A 16,621-nucleotide genomic window follows, 5' to 3' on the forward strand; every position below is an offset into this window, starting at 1 on the left:
TGAGCCATATCTGAATCTCCTCCTGAAGAATGTTGCTTAGACACCATCATTCTAACTGAGGGATTGGGATTATGGCTCCCTTTATTTTCAGTAAACTACCATTTTACACAATTATACGGACTCAACTCTGCAGCCCGATTATAGCTATAAAATTAAACGGGACCAACTTATTTTAAAAACAAAAGAGATACCGGAGAAAGGGGATCCGATTCTATTGCAATTTGTAAAAATTTATGCTTGAAATAGGGAACAACCACGACATCGACGACTGTTGACGACAATGTCAGGCGATTATATGCAACGATTACGCAAGGTATGATAGACACGGTAGCTCATACTACAACCGTTCCGGATACAAGTTTTTTTGACGACAACGGCGATCCGGTGACTGCCGGAGGGTTGCCTGTTCCACCGGCGGGAGGTTATTTAAATGTGTATGTGAACGGGATGTTGCAAGCGGGAGGTCTGTCGGCTTTAACCAATACCCAATTGGCCTGTGGTGCTGGAAGTTCACGATTATTCCGGAACCGCGTCCAATTCCACCTCCCTACCCGATCTATCGGTGACTACAACCATTAATACGTAAAGAAATAGAGTTGCCGCTGGTGAAGGGCCGGCGGTTTTGCTGTCGAAATGCGAAATATGCGATAATAGTACGCGGAGCCGCTGCCCGATGGAGGCGGCTTTTTCAGTGTGGAGTCGGAAGGGAAGGATTATAGGTTATGAACAAAATGGGGCATCTGTCCTTCGGCATCGCGCTGGGCAGCGTGTATGTGGCATTCGGCGTGCCGCAGCCTCGCGATCTGCAAGACGGGGTGGTGATGGCTCTGACGATAGCCGGCACGGCGTTGGGCTGTCTGGCGCCCGATCTCGATCACCGTTCAAGCACGGCGAGCCGATGGATTTCGCCGTTCCCGGCGCGATGGCGAAGACGGCTGCGTATGGCCGGCAGCTTCTTGCTGTTCGCGGCGGCGGTTCTGCTGTCCTGGGGGATGCTCGCGCGCGCCGGGTATGCTTCGCCGCCTCCCGCCAGCCTGCTAAAGTCGGTCCCGCTGTTAGCGGGCGCCGGCATCATCGGATGGGTATTGGCCAGACTGCGCGAAATGGTACTTATTTTTGTCGGTGCTCTCTTGTTGGCGGCTTGGGCAATATACGGCCTTCATTGGTTTGTCCCGTTCGGAGGCGCGACGTTTATGATTCTGCCCGCGCTGAAGCATCGGGGATTGATTCATACGCCGGAGTTCGCGGCCCCCCTTACGATCGGAGCGTTCTCCCTGGTCAGCGGCTCGAACGATGCGGTTAAGGGGCTGGCGACGGGGCTCGTCATCGGGTGGTGGTCGCACCTGGCGGGCGATGCGTTCGGCCGGGAAGGCATCCGCTCGCTGTTGCTCCCGAAAGTCCGAGTTGCGTTCCGCTTGTTCAAGAACGGCGGGGCGGGAGAAAAGCTTCTGTCCTCCGCAAGTTGGGCGGTTGCGGGAATCGCGTTGGTCTGGGGATGGCAGTAGCGTTATAAAAGCAGATTCGGCAGAGATCGATCGGCTGGTTAAACCGCGGCTCCTGGGGAAAACTTTTCGTAGTCTGGCGCGCACATCCCCATAACAAGGAGCTGGAGCACAATGAGCAACGCATTTCTGGATACCGTTAAAAACAGACGCAGCCTGTACGCCATCAGCAAAGAAAACATTTTATCCGACGAAAAGCTCGAAGCCTTGATCGGCGAAGCCATCCTGCATACGCCTTCCGCGTTTAATTCCCAAAGCGCACGGGTCGTGCTGCTTCTGAACGAGCATCATGACAAGCTGTGGAACATGACGGAGGAGACGCTTAGAAAAATCGTGCCGGCCGAAAACTTCGAGCCGACGGCGCAAAAAATGGCCGCTTTCCGCAGCGGTTACGGGACGGTGCTGTTTTACGAGGATCAGTCGGTGATTCAAGGGCTGCAAGAGCAATTTCCCTTGTATAAAGACAACTTCCCGCTGTGGTCCAACCACTCCTCCGGCATGCTGCAGTTCGTCGTGTGGACAGCGCTGGAAGCGGAAGGCTACGGGGCCTCGCTGCAGCATTACAACCCGCTTATCGACGAGCGGGTTGCCCAGGAATGGAACGTGCCGTCCAACTGGAAGCTGATCGCGCAATTGCCGTTCGGCAAGCCGACCGCTCCCGCCGGGGAGAAGACGTTCCAACCGCTGGAAGAACGCTTGAAGGTTTATAAATGAAGCTTCGCCGAAAACCGGCGGCTCCCTGTCCGCAGAGAGCCGCCGGTTTTTTTGCAGATCGGCATGGTTGGGGATTCGGTTTACGATCGAGACGTCTCGGCAATGACGATGTCCTTCAGCCGCCAAGGCGCGTCGGCCGATTCCCTGGCGTAGGAAAACGCGTATGCGGTCCGGCAGTTCTTCCCGCCTTTGCGCTGCACGGCGATCTGTGTCTGGACCTCGGCCGTCAGACTGCTTTTTTTGTCCGCGTCGCCGGCAGATCTCGGCCGGGCGTCTTGTTCCTCCTTCAGCGGCTTGACGATCCGGATCGATTGAACCTCTTCCATCCGATCGAGCCACTCGCGCAGCTTTGCCTGATCCAGGCCGGCTCCCGCCTGCCGGATCAGCTCCGCATCCTTGTAGGCCATCGCGGTCACGAAGCTTTCGGCCAGAACGTCGGGCGCAGCGGCATCCAGGAACGATCGGACGAGCCCCGCGGCTTTATGGACCATAAGCTGATGCTCCAGATCGGGCGTGTCCGATTTATGCGTCGTGCTGCGGTAAAAATGAACGCAAAAATGGCCGGAGAAATTGTTGCCGGGAATGCCGTCGCCGCCGTGCGGCATGCCGTTCATCGAAGCGGCGAACAGGCCGGATGCGTTGCGGACGAGAATCGCTCTGCGTCTCCAGCTCCAATGGTTGTCGTATATTCGCTTCATGATCCGGGTGTCTTCCTTGGTGAGTGGCTGCACGTCCGCATGGTCGCTGCCTGCGCGGCGCTGCACCCGGAAGGTCAGCCCGCTCTCCAGATCGGTGATGGAGAAGTAACTCTTGCGGGGGATCAGCTTGTTGGCTTCATCCCAATCAACCAATTTGCCGTAATGGCGGGAACGCAGTCCTTCGGCATACGAAAGCAGCCGGATGGCGGCTGCGTCCGGCAGCACGAGGCGTTCGCCGGCGGATTCGTTCCAGAGACGGCCCGAAGGCTCCAGGCGATAACGCTGTTCCGCTCCGGAGCCGGCTTGAATGCGGACTGTGACATCCGGCAAGACGGACGGCTCGGGGACGCGCTCCTTCTTCGCGCGCACGATGGCCCGCGTGATGCTTCGGCTGTCGATATCCAGCCGGCTATACAAATCCGCCTGCTCGCCGGCGGAGACGGTCAAGGTCAGACGAACCGGAACCGGTCGGTCCGCCCGCGTGTCCCGGCCCGGCAAAAAAGCGCATAACACCGCGGCGGCGAGAATCAAAAACAGCCATCGGCGGGCAACGTTCATCACTCCGTTTATCCCCCTTCAAATAACCCGGCTCGGTTGGCGGCATACTACCCTGCGAGTTGTATTTTCGACAACCGTCCCAAAAATATGTGAAGGAAAAGGAAGGGATTCGGATTGCCGGTTTCAAGATGGAAGCTGCTTGCACTCGTCATCGGTGTCGCCGCCCTGGCGGGTTTTTCGGGCAAACCGCATGATCGGAACTACTACGAATCCCGGGGGGAGGTCGTATGGGAAGTTCCGATGAACGAGAAGCTGATCGCGCTGACGTTCGACGACGGACCGAACCCGAAGACAACGCCGCGCATTTTGGAGCTGTTGAAGCGGTACGAGGCGAAGGCGACTTTTTTCGTGATCGGTTACCGCGTCGATCAGTTCCCGAACGTCGTCAAGCGGGAAATCGCGGAAGGTCACGAGGTGGCCAACCATACGTATAATCACGTCTATTTCAACCGCAAAGCGGCGAATCCGGACAAAATCGCTTCGGAGCTGCAACAGGCCCAGCAACGGATCGAAGCGGTCACGCATCAGACCTGCCCGTGGTTTCGGCCGCCCGGCGGTTATTACAATGACGTCGTCGTCAATACGGCCCGCAAAAACGGCTATACCGTCGTGTTATGGTCCTGGCATCAGGACACGAAGGATTGGCAGTCGCCCGGCGTCCGCAAAATCGTCGATAAAGTGCTGAAAAACGCACGCAACGGCGATATCGTCCTGTTTCACGATCATGTCGAAGGTTCGTTGCAGACGGTGGAAGCGCTGGAGACGATCCTGCCGGAGCTGCGGCGCCGCGGTTTCCGCATGGTAACGGTGACGGAACTGATGAAGCACAAGCGGTACAATTCGGTTCAGCGCCATCAATAACAGCAGCGGACGGCGGCGATGACGCGGCACCTTTACAACCGAAGGCGGTATCCGATATACTAGACATGGCAAAAACGAATACGGAACGCAAAACGGAGGAGCCTGTCACCAAGGGCTCCTCTTTGTCTTTTTCGGACCGTTCGCGTTCCGGCAAGAAGCGGGGGAGGGAGCTGCTGTGGAGTATATGTTGTATCTGGTTCTGATTTTGCTGTTCACGAAGGTGGCGGGACATGTGACCGCCCGCCTCGGCCAACCGGCGGTGCTGGGGAAATTGATGGTCGGCATCCTGCTGGGTCCTGCGGCGCTCGGCTGGATCGAGCACGGGCAGTTTATCGCCTACATGTCGCAGATCGGCGTTCTGCTGCTGATGTTTATCGCCGGTCTGGAGACGGATCTGGAGCAGTTGCGGCGCAACTTGGGGGCTTCGTTTGCCGTTGCGGTCGGCGGCGTCATTCTTCCGTTTATCGGCGGCTATCTCGTCGCGCTCGCGTTCGGCTTCGCGCAGGCCGATGCCTTGTTTTTCGGGACCATCTTCTGCGCGACATCGGTAAGCATCTCTGTGCAGGTCCTCAAGGAGCTCGGCCAATTAAACAGCCGGGAGGGCACGACGATTTTGGGCGCCGCCGTCGTCGACGACGTGCTGGTCGTCATCCTGCTGGCGGTGATGATGAGCATGCTCGGAACGGGCGCGGATGTCTCGATCGGCATGCTGATCGGCAAAAAGCTGCTGTTTTTCGCCGCGGTTCTGCTCGCGGGCTGGCTGCTCGTTCCGAGAGTCATGAAATGGCTGGCGCCCTTGAGGGTCACGGAGGCGGTCGTCAGCGCGTCCCTGATCATTTGCTTCGCGTTCGCGTATTTTGCGGAGATGCTGCAGATGGCCGGCATCATCGGAGCTTTCGCCGCCGGTCTCGCGATCTCGCAAACGCCGTTCAAGCACGATGTCGGGCATAAAATCGAACCGGTCGCTTACGGCGTGTTCGTCCCCGTCTTTTTCGTCAGCATCGGGCTGAATGTCGGCTTTGCCGGAATCGGGGACCAGATCTGGCTGCTGACGGCGATTACGCTTGTCGCAGTTGTGACCAAGCTCGCCGGCGGCTGGGCGGGAGCGCGTCTCACGGGCTTTTCGTCGCAGAGCTCGCTGGCGATCGGTTCGGGCATGGTGTCACGGGGAGAAGTCGCGCTGATTATCGCGGCTTCCGGCTTGCAGTCCGGACTGCTGCAGCAGCCGTATTTTACGTCTGTGGTCATTATGGTGATGATTACGACGCTGGTTACGCCGCCGCTTCTGAAATGGACGCTGCGCGGCAAACAGCCCGACCGGTCGCCGTCCTGACCGGCGTGAACGGAGCGGCCCCGCCTCCTTGGGAGGTGGGGCCTTTTCCTTTTTTGGCGGGGAACGGCGAATGAAGAAAGTTAAAACATGCGTATTGCCAAATCATGGCGGACGCGGCTAAGATGGGCTCACGAACGGACAGAGGCGGACCGGTACGGCGACCGGAGCCGGCTGCGGAAGCGCGCGGGATTGCAAACGTTTTCCATAGTCCGTCGAGAATGCGGGAGGTGGGGGACAGACAAGCGGATGCGGAACGAGGCAGCCATCAGGATGTCTGACAATGGAACGACAATACGCACAAGGGAGGCTCAAGATTAAGGATGAAAAGGTCATATGGGAACGCCCGTTATCTCGCCGCGCTGCTCATCGAGGCGCTGCTGCTCGGCTTGATCGGCATAACGACCGCTTCGGCGGCGACGCTGCTGACGGACGATTTTGGGGACGGCAACGCAAACGGCTGGACGTCCACGCACGGCACCTGGTCGGTTGTCCAGGAGGCGGGCAATTATGTCTACTATCAGTCCAGCACGAACGAAGGGCGCACGTCCGCCGGCAGCGCATCGTGGACCGACTACAGCGTCGAGGCGAAGGTGAAGGTCGACAACTGGAACGGCTCGAACCGCACGTACGTGGCGGGCCGGTACCGGGACGGCAACAACTTTTACGCGGCTTCGCTGTACAACAGCAGCGGCGGGACGCTTGAAATCCGCAAAAAGGTGAACGGCTCGACGACGACGATCGCCAGCAAGACGAATTTCGGGCTCTCCGCCGGCACGTGGTATACGGTCAAGCTGGAATTGTCGGGAACTACGATCCGCATGTACGTAAACGGAACGCTGGAATTGACCGCCACCGACTCCAGCTTGTCCGCCGGCGGGGGATCATGAACGACCTGAATCTGGGCTGGAACGAAATTCCGTCCGCCGCCCAAGTCTCGCCGTTCTCCGCTCACAATTCCGCGCTGACGCATCCCGTGCTGAAGCAGACCGGGGTCAGCAAAATTTATATCGACAGCTTTGACGGCTTGACGATTTTCTCCGCCAACGGGGCGAAAATCAAGCATGCGGCTTTCGTCATCAAGTACAGCTCCAATGTGATCATCCGCAACCTGGAATTCGACGAGCTGTGGGAATGGGACGAATCGTCCAAAGGCAAATACGATAAAAACGATTGGGACTACATCACGATCGAAGGCGCCTCTTCGAAAATATGGATCGACCACTGCACGTTTCATATGGCGTACGACGGCCTGGTGGACGTGAAGAAGGGCAGCAACGGGGTGACGATCTCGTGGTCGACGTTCCGCGGCGACGACCGGAGCCCGAACAGTTGGGTCACGCAGCAGATCAACGCGATGGAAGCGAATCCGTCGGCTTATCCGATGTACGCGTACTTGAGAAGCGCCGCGGTCGGATTGAGCAAGGACGATATCATCGCCGTCGCATCGAGCCAGAAGAAAGGCCATCTGGTCGGATCGACCGAGTTCGCTTCGGACAATGCCGATCTGGAATTGACGCTGCACCATAACTACTACAAGGATATTCAGGACCGGATGCCGAGGCTGCGGGCAGGCAACGCCCACGCCTACAACATCGTGATGGACAACGCGGACGCCTGGAGCGCGAAACAGCGGATCACTCCGGCTATGGCCAGCGCGATCTCGTCGAAGGGCTACAGCTTCGGCGTGACGAGCAACGGGGCCATCTCGACCGAAGACGGCGCGGTGCTGGTCGAGAAGTCACATATCATCGACGTGCAGTATCCCGTCCGCAACAATCAGACGGACCCGTCCGACGCTGCGTACACCGGCAAAATCCGCGTGCTCGACACGATCTATTCGTTGGACGGCGCGACGTTCCGGGGCGGCAGCGATACGCCGGGCAGCCCGCTGGCTCCCGTGCCGGCGGCGGTGAAGCCGTTCTCCTGGAACGGATTCTCCAGCCTGCCTTACAGCTACAGCGCCGACGATCCGTCGGGCTTGAAGGCGAGATTGACGGCGTCCAACGGCTCCGGCGCCGGCAAGCTTACATGGGCGAAGTCGAACTGGCTGCTCACGAGCTACTGACGCCCGAATGGATTCGGCATAGATGACTTGAAAGCCCGGCTCGGCCGATACGCCGAATCCGGGCTTTTTTGCGGCCTCCACAGCGCCGTTTTGCCGACCAGCCCTCCCTTGATCGCTTTCGGCGTCCGCTTTGTCGGTTTTTTGAACAAAATCGGCGGTTCTGTTCATTGGAGCGAAGCGCCATTCCGATTACCATAAAAATAAGGTATGATTCAGGCATACCCGATTGATCGAAGGAGGAAACGAAGCTTGAAGCTCCGATTCGCCACATTCCGTTCCGCCTTCGCCAATTTGAGAATCCGCTCGAAGGTGCTTGTGCTCGTTTTTATCGTGATGGCCGTCAGTTCGCTAACCGCCTTTATCCTGCAGCAGTACGCCTATTCCACGTACGACGAGCAGTTGTACGAGAAATCGTCGCAGGTGCTCAACATGTACGCGTCCGGCATCGAGGACGAGCTGAAGCAGATCGAATCGATGACGTTCTCGGTGCTGGCGAATTCGAAAGTGCAGGAATATCTCGGGGAGATGTCCAAGCTGGACGTGTCGGCCTACGAACGGCTGGTCGCCCAGTCGAAGCTGATCGATACGCTGGTCGGTTACACCGGTTCGGAACGCTACATCCAGAGCCTCATCCTGCTGGATACCCATCATTTGCTGTCGTCGGCAGGCTTGGTCACGATGATGTCCGCCGACCGGATCGACGAGATCCGCAAGCGGGCGGCGGAAGCGAAGGGAGAGCTTGTCTGGATCTATCCGGACTCGGCGGACCGGGCCCTGATCGCCGCACGGCAGATCCGCTCCTATGAAAATTTGCAGCTTGAGGTGCTCGGCACGCTGATCGTCCGAGTGAATCTCGAAAAAATTGTAGACGATTACATTTTGCGCGCCGATTCCGGCAAAGGCGCGCTGATGATTATGGCAGGCAACCGCCGGATTTATCCGATGGAGGGAGGAGAGGCGCGGCATTTGCCGTTCGAGATGCCCGAATCCTTGAACCTCCCGGAACAGGACGGCTACCGGATCGTGGACTGGGAAGGAGACCGGCTGTTCGTGACCCGCATGCAGTCCAAGCTGACGTCGTGGGGATATTTTCAGTTGATTCCGTTTAACGACATATTCGACCGGATTGTCTGGATGAAAAGGGTGCTGGTGGCGTTTTTCGCGCTCAGTCTCGTTGTGATCGTCGCTGTGGCGCTCCGTTTTTCCGCAGGGATCACGAAGCCGATTGAGGAGTTGATTGGCCGCATGAAACGGGTTCAGATGGGCGATTTTCGCCTGGAGGCGCACGAGCTGGCGGCATCGGGTCCGCCCGGAGCGGACGAGGTCGGGCAGCTTCACCGCACGTTCCGGATGATGCTGCAGCAGATCGACGAGCTGATCACCGAGAATTACGCGAAGCAACTGACGATCAAGGAGACGCAATTCCGCGCGTTGCAGGCGCAGATCAATCCGCATTTCCTCTACAATACGCTGGAGTCCATCAACTGGCTGGCGAAGGCGAACGGGCAGCAGCAGATCTCGCAGATGGTCGAAGCGCTCGGCTTCCTGCTGCGCAGCTCGATCAGCATGAGCAAGCCGCTTATTCCGCTCAGGGAAGAGCTGGAGATCGTCCGGCACTACATCACGATTCAGAAGTTCCGGTTCGAGGAACGGCTGGATTTCCGGCTGAACGTGCCGGACGGGTACGGGGACTGCCTCATTCCGAAGCTGTCGCTGCAGCCGCTGTTGGAAAACGCGATTCATTACGCGCTGGAGCCGAAGGTGGAGCCGTGCAGAATCGGGATTTCCCTCCGGGCGGACGGGGACGATCTGCGCATAGCGGTCGAGGACGAAGGTCCCGGCATGAGCGCGGACGTGTTGGAAAAGATTCGGCAAGGACAGGTCCGGACGCGAGGAACGGGCATCGGTCTGCTTAATATCGACGAGCGGATCAAGCTGGCGTTCGGAGAGGCGTACGGACTGATCATCGAGAGCAGCATAGGCGGGGGCACGAGGGTGATCCTGCATGTGCCTCGCCGCGAAGCGGGGGAAGAACATTGAGCAAACGTCGGGTTTTGCTGGTCGACGACGAACGGATGATTCTGGAGGGCATCTCCAGGCTGGTCAATTGGGCAAGCGCTGGAACCGAGCTGATCGGAACGGCCCGCAACGGCATGGAAGCGCTTGAATTTGTCCGGGCCCATGAGCCGGATATTGTGGTCACCGATATCCGCATGCCGGGAATGGACGGTCTGGAGCTGGTAGCCAAGGTGAAGGAAAGCCATCCGCATATCCGCGCCATCATGCTGTCGGGCTTTAACGAATTCGAATACGCACGAACGGCGATGCAGCACGGCGTGAAGCATTATCTGCTGAAGCCCACCAACGAGGAGAAAATATTGGAGGCGCTGCGCGAGCTGGTTCGGGAGCTCGACCGCGAGGCGGGCGAAGCGCAATATGTCAGCAACGTCCGGGAACGTCTGGAGAAAGTGCTGCCGCAGGTCAAGGAGCAGTTCCTCAAGGAGTTCGTGACGAACAAAACGTACGGCTACCGGGATTGGGACTATTACCGCGGGCTGTTCGGATTCGATGACGTCAATCGGCCGGTGCGGATCGTGCTGTTCCATCTGGACGCGCCGTTTGAATTCGAGCATCTGTTCGCGGTGAAAAACATCGCCGAGGATCTGCTGTCGGGCATCGTTCTGAGCACGACGTTCGGCGACCATGCGATTATCGTCGTGGAAAATCCGGAGGATGTCTCCAGCTTGCTGGAACGGCTCAAGCGGATCGGAGAGACGTTTGCGGGCTTTTACCGGATGGAGACGACCATCGCGGTCAGCGACGCGGACGAAATGGTCCGCGCGCGCCGGTTGTACAAGCAGGCGGCGGACTGCCTGGGCTACCGCTTTTATCTGGGCGCCGGCAGCCTCATCACGCCGGACGACATCGGCATGCCGGACCATGTCGAGGAATTCGCCTACGATCCGGAACCTTTATGCCTGATGATCAAATCCGGCAACCGCGCCGAGGCGATGGCGGAGATCGACCGGTACATCGAGCGGCTGTCGGAGCAGCGGTTCGACAGCCAGCGGACAAAGTCCTACGTCATCGAACTTTATCTGGCCGTCGTGCGGCTGAGCCCGCCGGAACAACTGCCCCGATTCATGAACGGATTGGCCGCGTTTATGGAAGCTGACTCGCTGACCGCCATGCGCGGCATGTTCAAGCGAACCGCGGAGGAGATCGCGGGCCAATATGACGAACAGAACCGCGTCAAGCAATCCGGCATCGTCGGCAAGGTGCTCGAACTGATCGAAACCCACCTTCACGATCCGAATTTCTCCTTGCAAGCCGTCGCCCAGCACATGTTGTACATGAACGCGGATTATTTGGGCAAGTTGTTTCGCAAGGAGACGGGCGAGAAATTTTCCAACTACGTCATGCGGGTGCGCGTGAACAAGGCGATGGAGACGATGCGTGCCAATCCCGACATCAAAATATTCGAGCTGGCGGAGCGGTTCGGGTTCGGCGACAATCCGCAGTATTTCAGCCAGGTGTTCAAGAAGGTGTCGGGGCTGACCCCGTCGGAATATATGCGCCAGTTGTCGAAACCCGGAACGGACTAGACGGTTTTTTAAACAATCGGGTCGGTTTTTTGAATTAACCGAGACGGCAATCCGAGAGATAATAGGTAATGTAAGCCCTATCAAAATCATGGGGGAGGATTACCGAAATGAAGAAAAGATCGACACTCGCGCTGATGATGGCGGGGGTTATGGCCGTAGCGGCGGGCTGCGGCGGTTCCGGCAGCGACGGCCAGTCTTCCGCCGCGGGCAATTCCGCCGCTCCCAGCGCATCGGCCTCCGAAGGCAAGAAAGATCCGGTTACGCTTCGCGTCGCCTGGTGGGGGGGCCAAGCCCGTCATGACTATACGCTAAAAGTAATCGATCTGTACAAGCAAAAAAATCCGCATGTCACGATCGAAACGGAATATGCCGCGTTTGACGATTACTGGAAGAAGCTGGCTCCGCAAGCGGCCGCCAACAATTTGCCCGACGTCTTTCAGATGGACATCTCCTACCTGACGCAATACGGCGGCCGGGGCCAACTTGAAGACCTGCAGCCGCTGATCGACAAAAAGCTGATCGATACGAGCTCGATCTCGGAGACGACGCTTTCGGGCGGCAAAGTCGACGGCAAGCTGTACGCGTTTACGGCCGGCGTCAACGCGCTGGCGCAAATCACGGACGCGGAAGCACTCAAGAAAATGGGTATCACGCTGAGCAAGGACTGGACGTGGGACGACCTGGACAAAATGGCGGCCACGGTCAAAGCGAACGGCAAAATTATGGGCGGCTACCGCCACGACGTCTTCTTCGCTTATTATCTGCGCACCGTCGGACAAAAAATGTACGCGGCGGACGGCACGCAATTGGGCTACGCGGACGACAAGCCGTTTATCGATTATTTCACGCGCTATCAAAAATGGTACGACTCCGGCGTGCTGCTGTCCCTGGACAAAGAAGCGACGAAAAAAGGAACGCCGGAAGAAGACGAGATGGTTCCGGGCAACTCCGTATCTTCCAACGGCTGGTCCAACCAGTTCCTGGGCCTCGCGAACGCGGTCAAGCGTCCGCTTGAGCTGCAGCCGCTGCCGGGACCCGGTGCCAAAGAAGGCCTCTTCCTGAAGCCGTCGATGTACTTCTCGATTCCGAAAAGCTCCAAAGTCAAAGAAGAAGCCGCGAAATTCATCGATTTCTTCATTAACGACATCGAAGCGAACAAAATCATCAAAGGCGAGCGCGGCGTGCCGGTCTCCTCGAAAGTGAAGGAGGCGCTCAAACCGCTGCTGACGGAGAACGAAGTCAAAGTATTCGACTACGTCGCCTGGGCCGAGCAAAACAGCAGCCCGATGGACCCGCCGAACCCGGTCGGTTCGATCGAAGTCGAGAAGCTGCTCAAGGACATCAGTGAGCAGATTCTGTACAAAAAAATCTCCGTCGAAGACGCGGCGAAAAAATTCCGTACGGAAGCGAACGCCGTTCTGGCGAAAAACAAAAAATAAGCTGGCCGTCAAACCGGTCCCTTCGCGGGGCCGGTTTTTGCGTCGCCAGCCCAACATTCGGCGTTCTGTTCACCGTTTCCATCGAAACCAGCGGCCATGTCCGTCGGTTTCAGCCAGCGTCTCCCTGTATTCCGATCCGTCCAGATCATAATCGAGGTGGAGGTGCGGGTCCCACATATTGTTGTAGAGGTGAAAGACGTCTCTCGCTTCGCCAAGTTTTCGGATGCGCGTCATTAACTCGTATTTGTCTTGATCGGGGATTTGGTTGGCCACATGGGTGTGAAATACGCATTTTACTCCATCCCCCTCTATGGATAAGGCTACCCCTCCAGGTTTCAACTTATGGACACGGTAACATGTTCTTTTGATAAACAAAACTTCATTATTTTTGTTGATTAAATAGAAATAATTTATCAATTTCGGCGGGTTCCCGGCGATAGACGAATCGTGTCGAATGGATGAAGCGGACGTCATGCAGTTGCTCGGTTTTTTAAACAGTTTGGACGGTTTTTTCGATTCTGGCCGTCCCGTTCTTCCGCGATAATAAAGATAGCCAAATCAAGTTGAAACGGAATTCGCGGGGGTTGAGAGGATGAAGCTCAAAAACTGGAAGGAAAGCGACAACATCGTCGGGTATGTGTTTACATCCCCGTTTATCCTCGGTTTTCTGATCTTTACGCTGTATCCGATTTTATCGTCGCTGTATTATTCCTTCACCGATTACAACCTGTTCGACAAGCCCAACTTTATCGGCTTCGACAACTTCGAAAAAATATTCACCGGCGATCCGAAAATCATGAAGTCGTTCCAGGTGACGTTCACCTACGTGTTCGGCAGCGTCCCGATGCGCCTGGCGTTCGCCCTGATCGTCGCGATGCTGCTCAATAAAGCCATCAGCGGCATCGGCCTGTACCGCTCCGCTTATTACTTGCCGTCCTTGATCGGCGGCAGCGTGGCCGTCTCGATCATGTGGTCGCAAATTTTCGGCGACAAAGGTCTGCTGAACGGGTTCCTCGGCCTGATCGGCATCGAGACGTCGACGAACTGGATCGGCAATCCGGGCACCGCCCTCTGGACGCTGGTCGCGTTGTCCGCGTGGCAGTTCGGTTCGTCCATGCTGATTTTCCTGGCCGGCCTCAAAAACATCCCGATATCCTATTACGAAGCCGCCAGCGTGGACGGGGCCAACGCGTTCCACCGTTTTTTCAAGATTACGCTTCCGCTGCTCAGCCCGGTTATTCTGTTTAACCTGATCATGCAGACGATCTCGGCTTTTATGACGTTTACGCCGGCGTATATTATCTCCCGCGGCGAAGGCGGACCGCTGGACAACACACTGCTGTATTCGCTGTATCTGTACCGCCAGGCGTTCCAATTTTACGATATGGGTTACGCTTCCGCGATGGCCTGGGTCATGCTGATCATAATCGGTCTGATCACGCTGCTGATCTTTCAAAGCTCCAAGCTCTGGGTGCATTACGAATCGAAAGGAGAACGGTGATATGTCGACGAAGCGCAAGTTCAAACCATTCGGTTACCATCTCCTTGTCGGCGGACTCGCCCTGGCGATGATCTACCCGATCCTCTGGATGGTCGCCAGCTCGCTCAAGCCGAACGACGAGATTTTCTCCCGGGCGTATTCGCTTATTCCGAGCACGCTTGCTTTCGAGAACTACAAAACCGGCTGGCAGGGCTTCGCCGGCACTTCGTTCGGCACGTTTTTCAAAAACTCGTTTATCATCGCCGTTATCTCGACGCTAGGCGCCGTCGTATCCTCCGCGCTGGTCGCTTACGGATTCGGCCGGACGAATTTCTTCGGCAAAAACTTCTGGTTCGCCTGCGTCATGATGACGATGATGCTGCCGCACGACGTGACGATGATTCCGCAATACGTCATGTTCGCCAAGCTCGAATGGCTGAACTCGTTCAAACCGGTAATCGTCCCGCAGTTTTTCGCCGTGCCGTTTTTCGTCTTCCTGATCCTGCAGTTTATCCGCAGCATTCCGCACGAGCTGGACGAAGCGGCGAAGATGGACGGCTGCAACAAATATATGATTTTCTTCCGTGTGATCGTGCCGCTGATTGTGCCGGCGCTCGTCACGTCGACGATCTTCTCGTTCTACTGGCGCTGGGATGATTTTTTTGCGCCGCTGCTGTACCTGAACAAGCCGGAGCTGTATCCTGTGTCGCTGGCTCTGAAAAATTTCCTCGACGCCGAATCACTCAGCAACTGGGGCGGCATGTTCGCCATGTCGACGCTGTCGCTTCTGCCGATTGTCATTGTTTTTTTTATCTTCCAGAAGTATATTGTAGAGGGGATTAGCACCAGCGGTCTGAAAGGGTAATTTATATATTCATGGACATAATGGAGGAGGAACTGGGTATGCCGCCGCTTCAATTCGACAAGGAAGAAATTTTGGATGCGATCGACCGGGTCGTGCATCGTACGTTCCGGATGGACTTCAACTGGGATTGGCCCGGAGGAGTCGCGTTTTACGGCGTAACCGAGGCATACGAGGCGACAGGTAAACAACAATATCTCGACCTGCTCAAGGCATGGGTGGATGAAAACCTCGAAGACGGTCTGCCACGCATGTCCATCAACAGCATCTCCATCGGCCATTCGCTGCTGACGTTGTACAAGGCGACGGGTGACCAGCGCTATATAGAGGAAGCAACGAAGATGGCCGAGTACCTGAAGCACGAAGCGCCGCGCTTCGGCGAAGGCGTCTTCCAGCACACGGTGAATTCCGAGACGTACCAATTCCCGGAGCAGGCTTGGGTCGATACGATGTTTATGGCGGGCTACTTCCTCATCCGCATCGGTTCCATGCTCGGCAGGGACGACTTTTTCGAGGACGGCCTGAGGCAATACCACGGTCATGAGAATTACCTGCAAGACCCGGTTACGAATTTGTATTATCACGGCTGGGACAATATCAACCAGAACCATATGTCCGGCATTTTCTGGGCTCGCGGCAATTCGTGGGCGGCGCTGACGATGTCCCGCGCGCTGTCGATCGTGCCGGTCGACCATCCGTCGTTTATGGTCATCGAATGCTCGCTCCGCGACCAGTTGAGCTCGCTTGTGCGGCTGCAGGGCGAAGACGGACTGTGGCATACGGTGCTGGACGATCCGACCTCCTACACGGAAACTTCCGGATCGGCGGGCATCGCGGCCGCGCTGCTAGGCTGCGGACGCCTGTACAACAAGTACATCAACAAAGCGATCGTAGGCATTCTGGGACGTATCGCCGAAGACGGCACGGTGAAGGGCGTCTCGGCGGGCACGGCGGTGATGCGCGACGCGCAGGGCTACAAGGATGTTCCGTGCAAACGGATTCAAGGCTGGGGACAAGGCCTCGCGCTTGTGTTCCTGTCCTCCCTGATCTCCAAGAAAGACTGGTAAACCGGATAAGCATACGGCCTGTCATCTTTCCTCGAAGGATGGCGGGCCGTTTCTTTTGCATTCCCGCTTCCGGCGGCGCATATACATGTACGGATCAACATGTCCGGGAGGCGGGATGCGTATGGCCATGGCCGATGTCGCGCCGGCGGGGGGACTGCTGGTGGGGCTGATCGTGCTGTTCGCGGTGGTGGGAGCCGTCTGTTGGCTGCTGTTTGAGGGCATACGGCGGGATTCGTGGGCGTACGACCGCGCGTATGTGTGGAAGCATATTGATGGTTGGGAGAAAAGGCTGGCCGAGACCGGTTCGAAACCGGGCGAACCGGCTTGATCGCGAGTTTTTCAAGGCCGGGTTTCCGCTTCGCGCGGAAATCCGGTTTTTTTTGTGCATACTAAGGGAAACCGTGATGCAACCTATTCGAATGTTTGATTCCCAACGC

13 protein-coding genes and 2 pseudogenes are annotated in these 16,621 nt (G+C 57.1%); 13 read left to right on the forward strand and 2 right to left on the reverse strand.

The genetic code is table 11. The annotated features are described in order from the left end of the window. The first annotated feature begins 315 nt into the window (after positions 1 to 315). The 3 genes from FE781_RS00005 to FE781_RS00015 all read left to right on the forward strand — a co-directional run bounded on the left by FE781_RS00005 (position 316) and on the right by FE781_RS00015 (position 2,216). Complete coding sequence (locus FE781_RS00005; RefSeq protein WP_246067960.1) at positions 316 to 579, forward strand: DUF4183 domain-containing protein; 264 nt, start codon at positions 316 to 318, stop codon at positions 577 to 579. A gap of 143 nt (positions 580 to 722) precedes the next feature. Continuing rightward, on the forward strand, positions 723 to 1,505 hold the full coding sequence (locus FE781_RS00010) for a metal-dependent hydrolase (RefSeq protein ID WP_138787584.1): 783 nt from the start codon (positions 723 to 725) through the stop codon (positions 1,503 to 1,505). A 111-nt stretch (positions 1,506 to 1,616) separates the two neighbouring features. Next, the gene (locus FE781_RS00015; RefSeq protein ID WP_138787585.1) at positions 1,617 to 2,216 is read left to right on the forward strand and encodes a nitroreductase family protein; all 600 of its coding nucleotides are present in this window, start codon (positions 1,617 to 1,619) and stop codon (positions 2,214 to 2,216) included. 80 nt (positions 2,217 to 2,296) lie between these two features. Here FE781_RS00015 and FE781_RS00020 read toward each other — a convergent pair whose 3' ends face one another. Continuing rightward, positions 2,297 to 3,475, reverse strand: a complete 1,179-nt coding sequence (locus tag FE781_RS00020; RefSeq protein ID WP_138787586.1) for a hypothetical protein — start codon at positions 3,473 to 3,475, stop codon at positions 2,297 to 2,299. Positions 3,476 to 3,586: 111 nt separating this feature from the next. Here FE781_RS00020 and FE781_RS00025 point away from each other — a divergent pair, with 111 nt between their 5' ends. From FE781_RS00025 to FE781_RS00050, 6 genes and pseudogenes are all read left to right on the forward strand, one after another. Continuing rightward, complete coding sequence (locus FE781_RS00025) at positions 3,587 to 4,333, forward strand: polysaccharide deacetylase family protein (protein WP_246067961.1); 747 nt, start codon at positions 3,587 to 3,589, stop codon at positions 4,331 to 4,333. Positions 4,334 to 4,508: 175 nt separating this feature from the next. Beyond that, the gene (locus tag FE781_RS00030; RefSeq protein ID WP_138787587.1) at positions 4,509 to 5,666 is read left to right on the forward strand and encodes a cation:proton antiporter; all 1,158 of its coding nucleotides are present in this window, start codon (positions 4,509 to 4,511) and stop codon (positions 5,664 to 5,666) included. 320 nt (positions 5,667 to 5,986) lie between these two features. Next, positions 5,987 to 7,731: pseudogene (locus FE781_RS00035) on the forward strand (pectate lyase family protein). 249 nt (positions 7,732 to 7,980) lie between these two features. After that, the gene (locus tag FE781_RS00040; protein ID WP_246067962.1) at positions 7,981 to 9,771 is read left to right on the forward strand and encodes a cache domain-containing sensor histidine kinase; all 1,791 of its coding nucleotides are present in this window, start codon (positions 7,981 to 7,983) and stop codon (positions 9,769 to 9,771) included. Then, positions 9,768 to 11,336, forward strand: coding sequence for a response regulator transcription factor (locus tag FE781_RS00045; protein ID WP_342774257.1), 1,569 nt, complete (start codon positions 9,768 to 9,770; stop codon positions 11,334 to 11,336). Before FE781_RS00040 ends, FE781_RS00045 begins: the two co-directional genes overlap by 4 nt. A 107-nt stretch (positions 11,337 to 11,443) precedes the next feature. Then, positions 11,444 to 12,775 (forward strand): ABC transporter substrate-binding protein, encoded by a 1,332-nt coding sequence (locus FE781_RS00050; RefSeq protein ID WP_138787589.1) that lies wholly within the window; start codon positions 11,444 to 11,446, stop codon positions 12,773 to 12,775. Positions 12,776 to 12,844: 69 nt separating this feature from the next. On the opposite strand, the pseudogene FE781_RS17680 reads toward FE781_RS00050, so the two are convergent. Further along, a pseudogene (locus FE781_RS17680) lies at positions 12,845 to 13,087 on the reverse strand (DUF2332 family protein); the annotation flags it as partial. Between the two features lie 280 nt (positions 13,088 to 13,367). Between FE781_RS17680 and FE781_RS00060 the strand changes: the two are divergent. From FE781_RS00060 to FE781_RS00075, 4 genes are all read left to right on the forward strand, one after another. Next, positions 13,368 to 14,276: a carbohydrate ABC transporter permease gene (locus FE781_RS00060; protein ID WP_138787591.1), complete on the forward strand. Its 909-nt coding sequence runs from the start codon at positions 13,368 to 13,370 to the stop codon at positions 14,274 to 14,276. 1 nt (position 14,277) lies between these two features. Then, positions 14,278 to 15,120 carry a carbohydrate ABC transporter permease gene (locus tag FE781_RS00065; protein ID WP_138787592.1) on the forward strand — a complete coding sequence of 281 codons (843 nt, stop codon included), beginning with the start codon at positions 14,278 to 14,280 and terminating at the stop codon, positions 15,118 to 15,120. 38 nt (positions 15,121 to 15,158) lie between these two features. Then, on the forward strand, positions 15,159 to 16,184 hold the full coding sequence (locus FE781_RS00070) for a glycoside hydrolase family 88/105 protein (RefSeq protein WP_138787593.1): 1,026 nt from the start codon (positions 15,159 to 15,161) through the stop codon (positions 16,182 to 16,184). Between the two features lie 121 nt (positions 16,185 to 16,305). Next, positions 16,306 to 16,512: a hypothetical protein gene (locus tag FE781_RS00075; RefSeq protein ID WP_138787594.1), complete on the forward strand. Its 207-nt coding sequence runs from the start codon at positions 16,306 to 16,308 to the stop codon at positions 16,510 to 16,512. The last annotated feature ends 109 nt before the right edge of the window (positions 16,513 to 16,621 follow it).

The sequence above is a fragment of the Paenibacillus thermoaerophilus genome (assembly GCF_005938195.1).
In the GTDB taxonomy this organism is placed as follows: Bacteria; Bacillota; Bacilli; order Paenibacillales; family Reconciliibacillaceae; genus Paenibacillus_W; species Paenibacillus_W thermoaerophilus.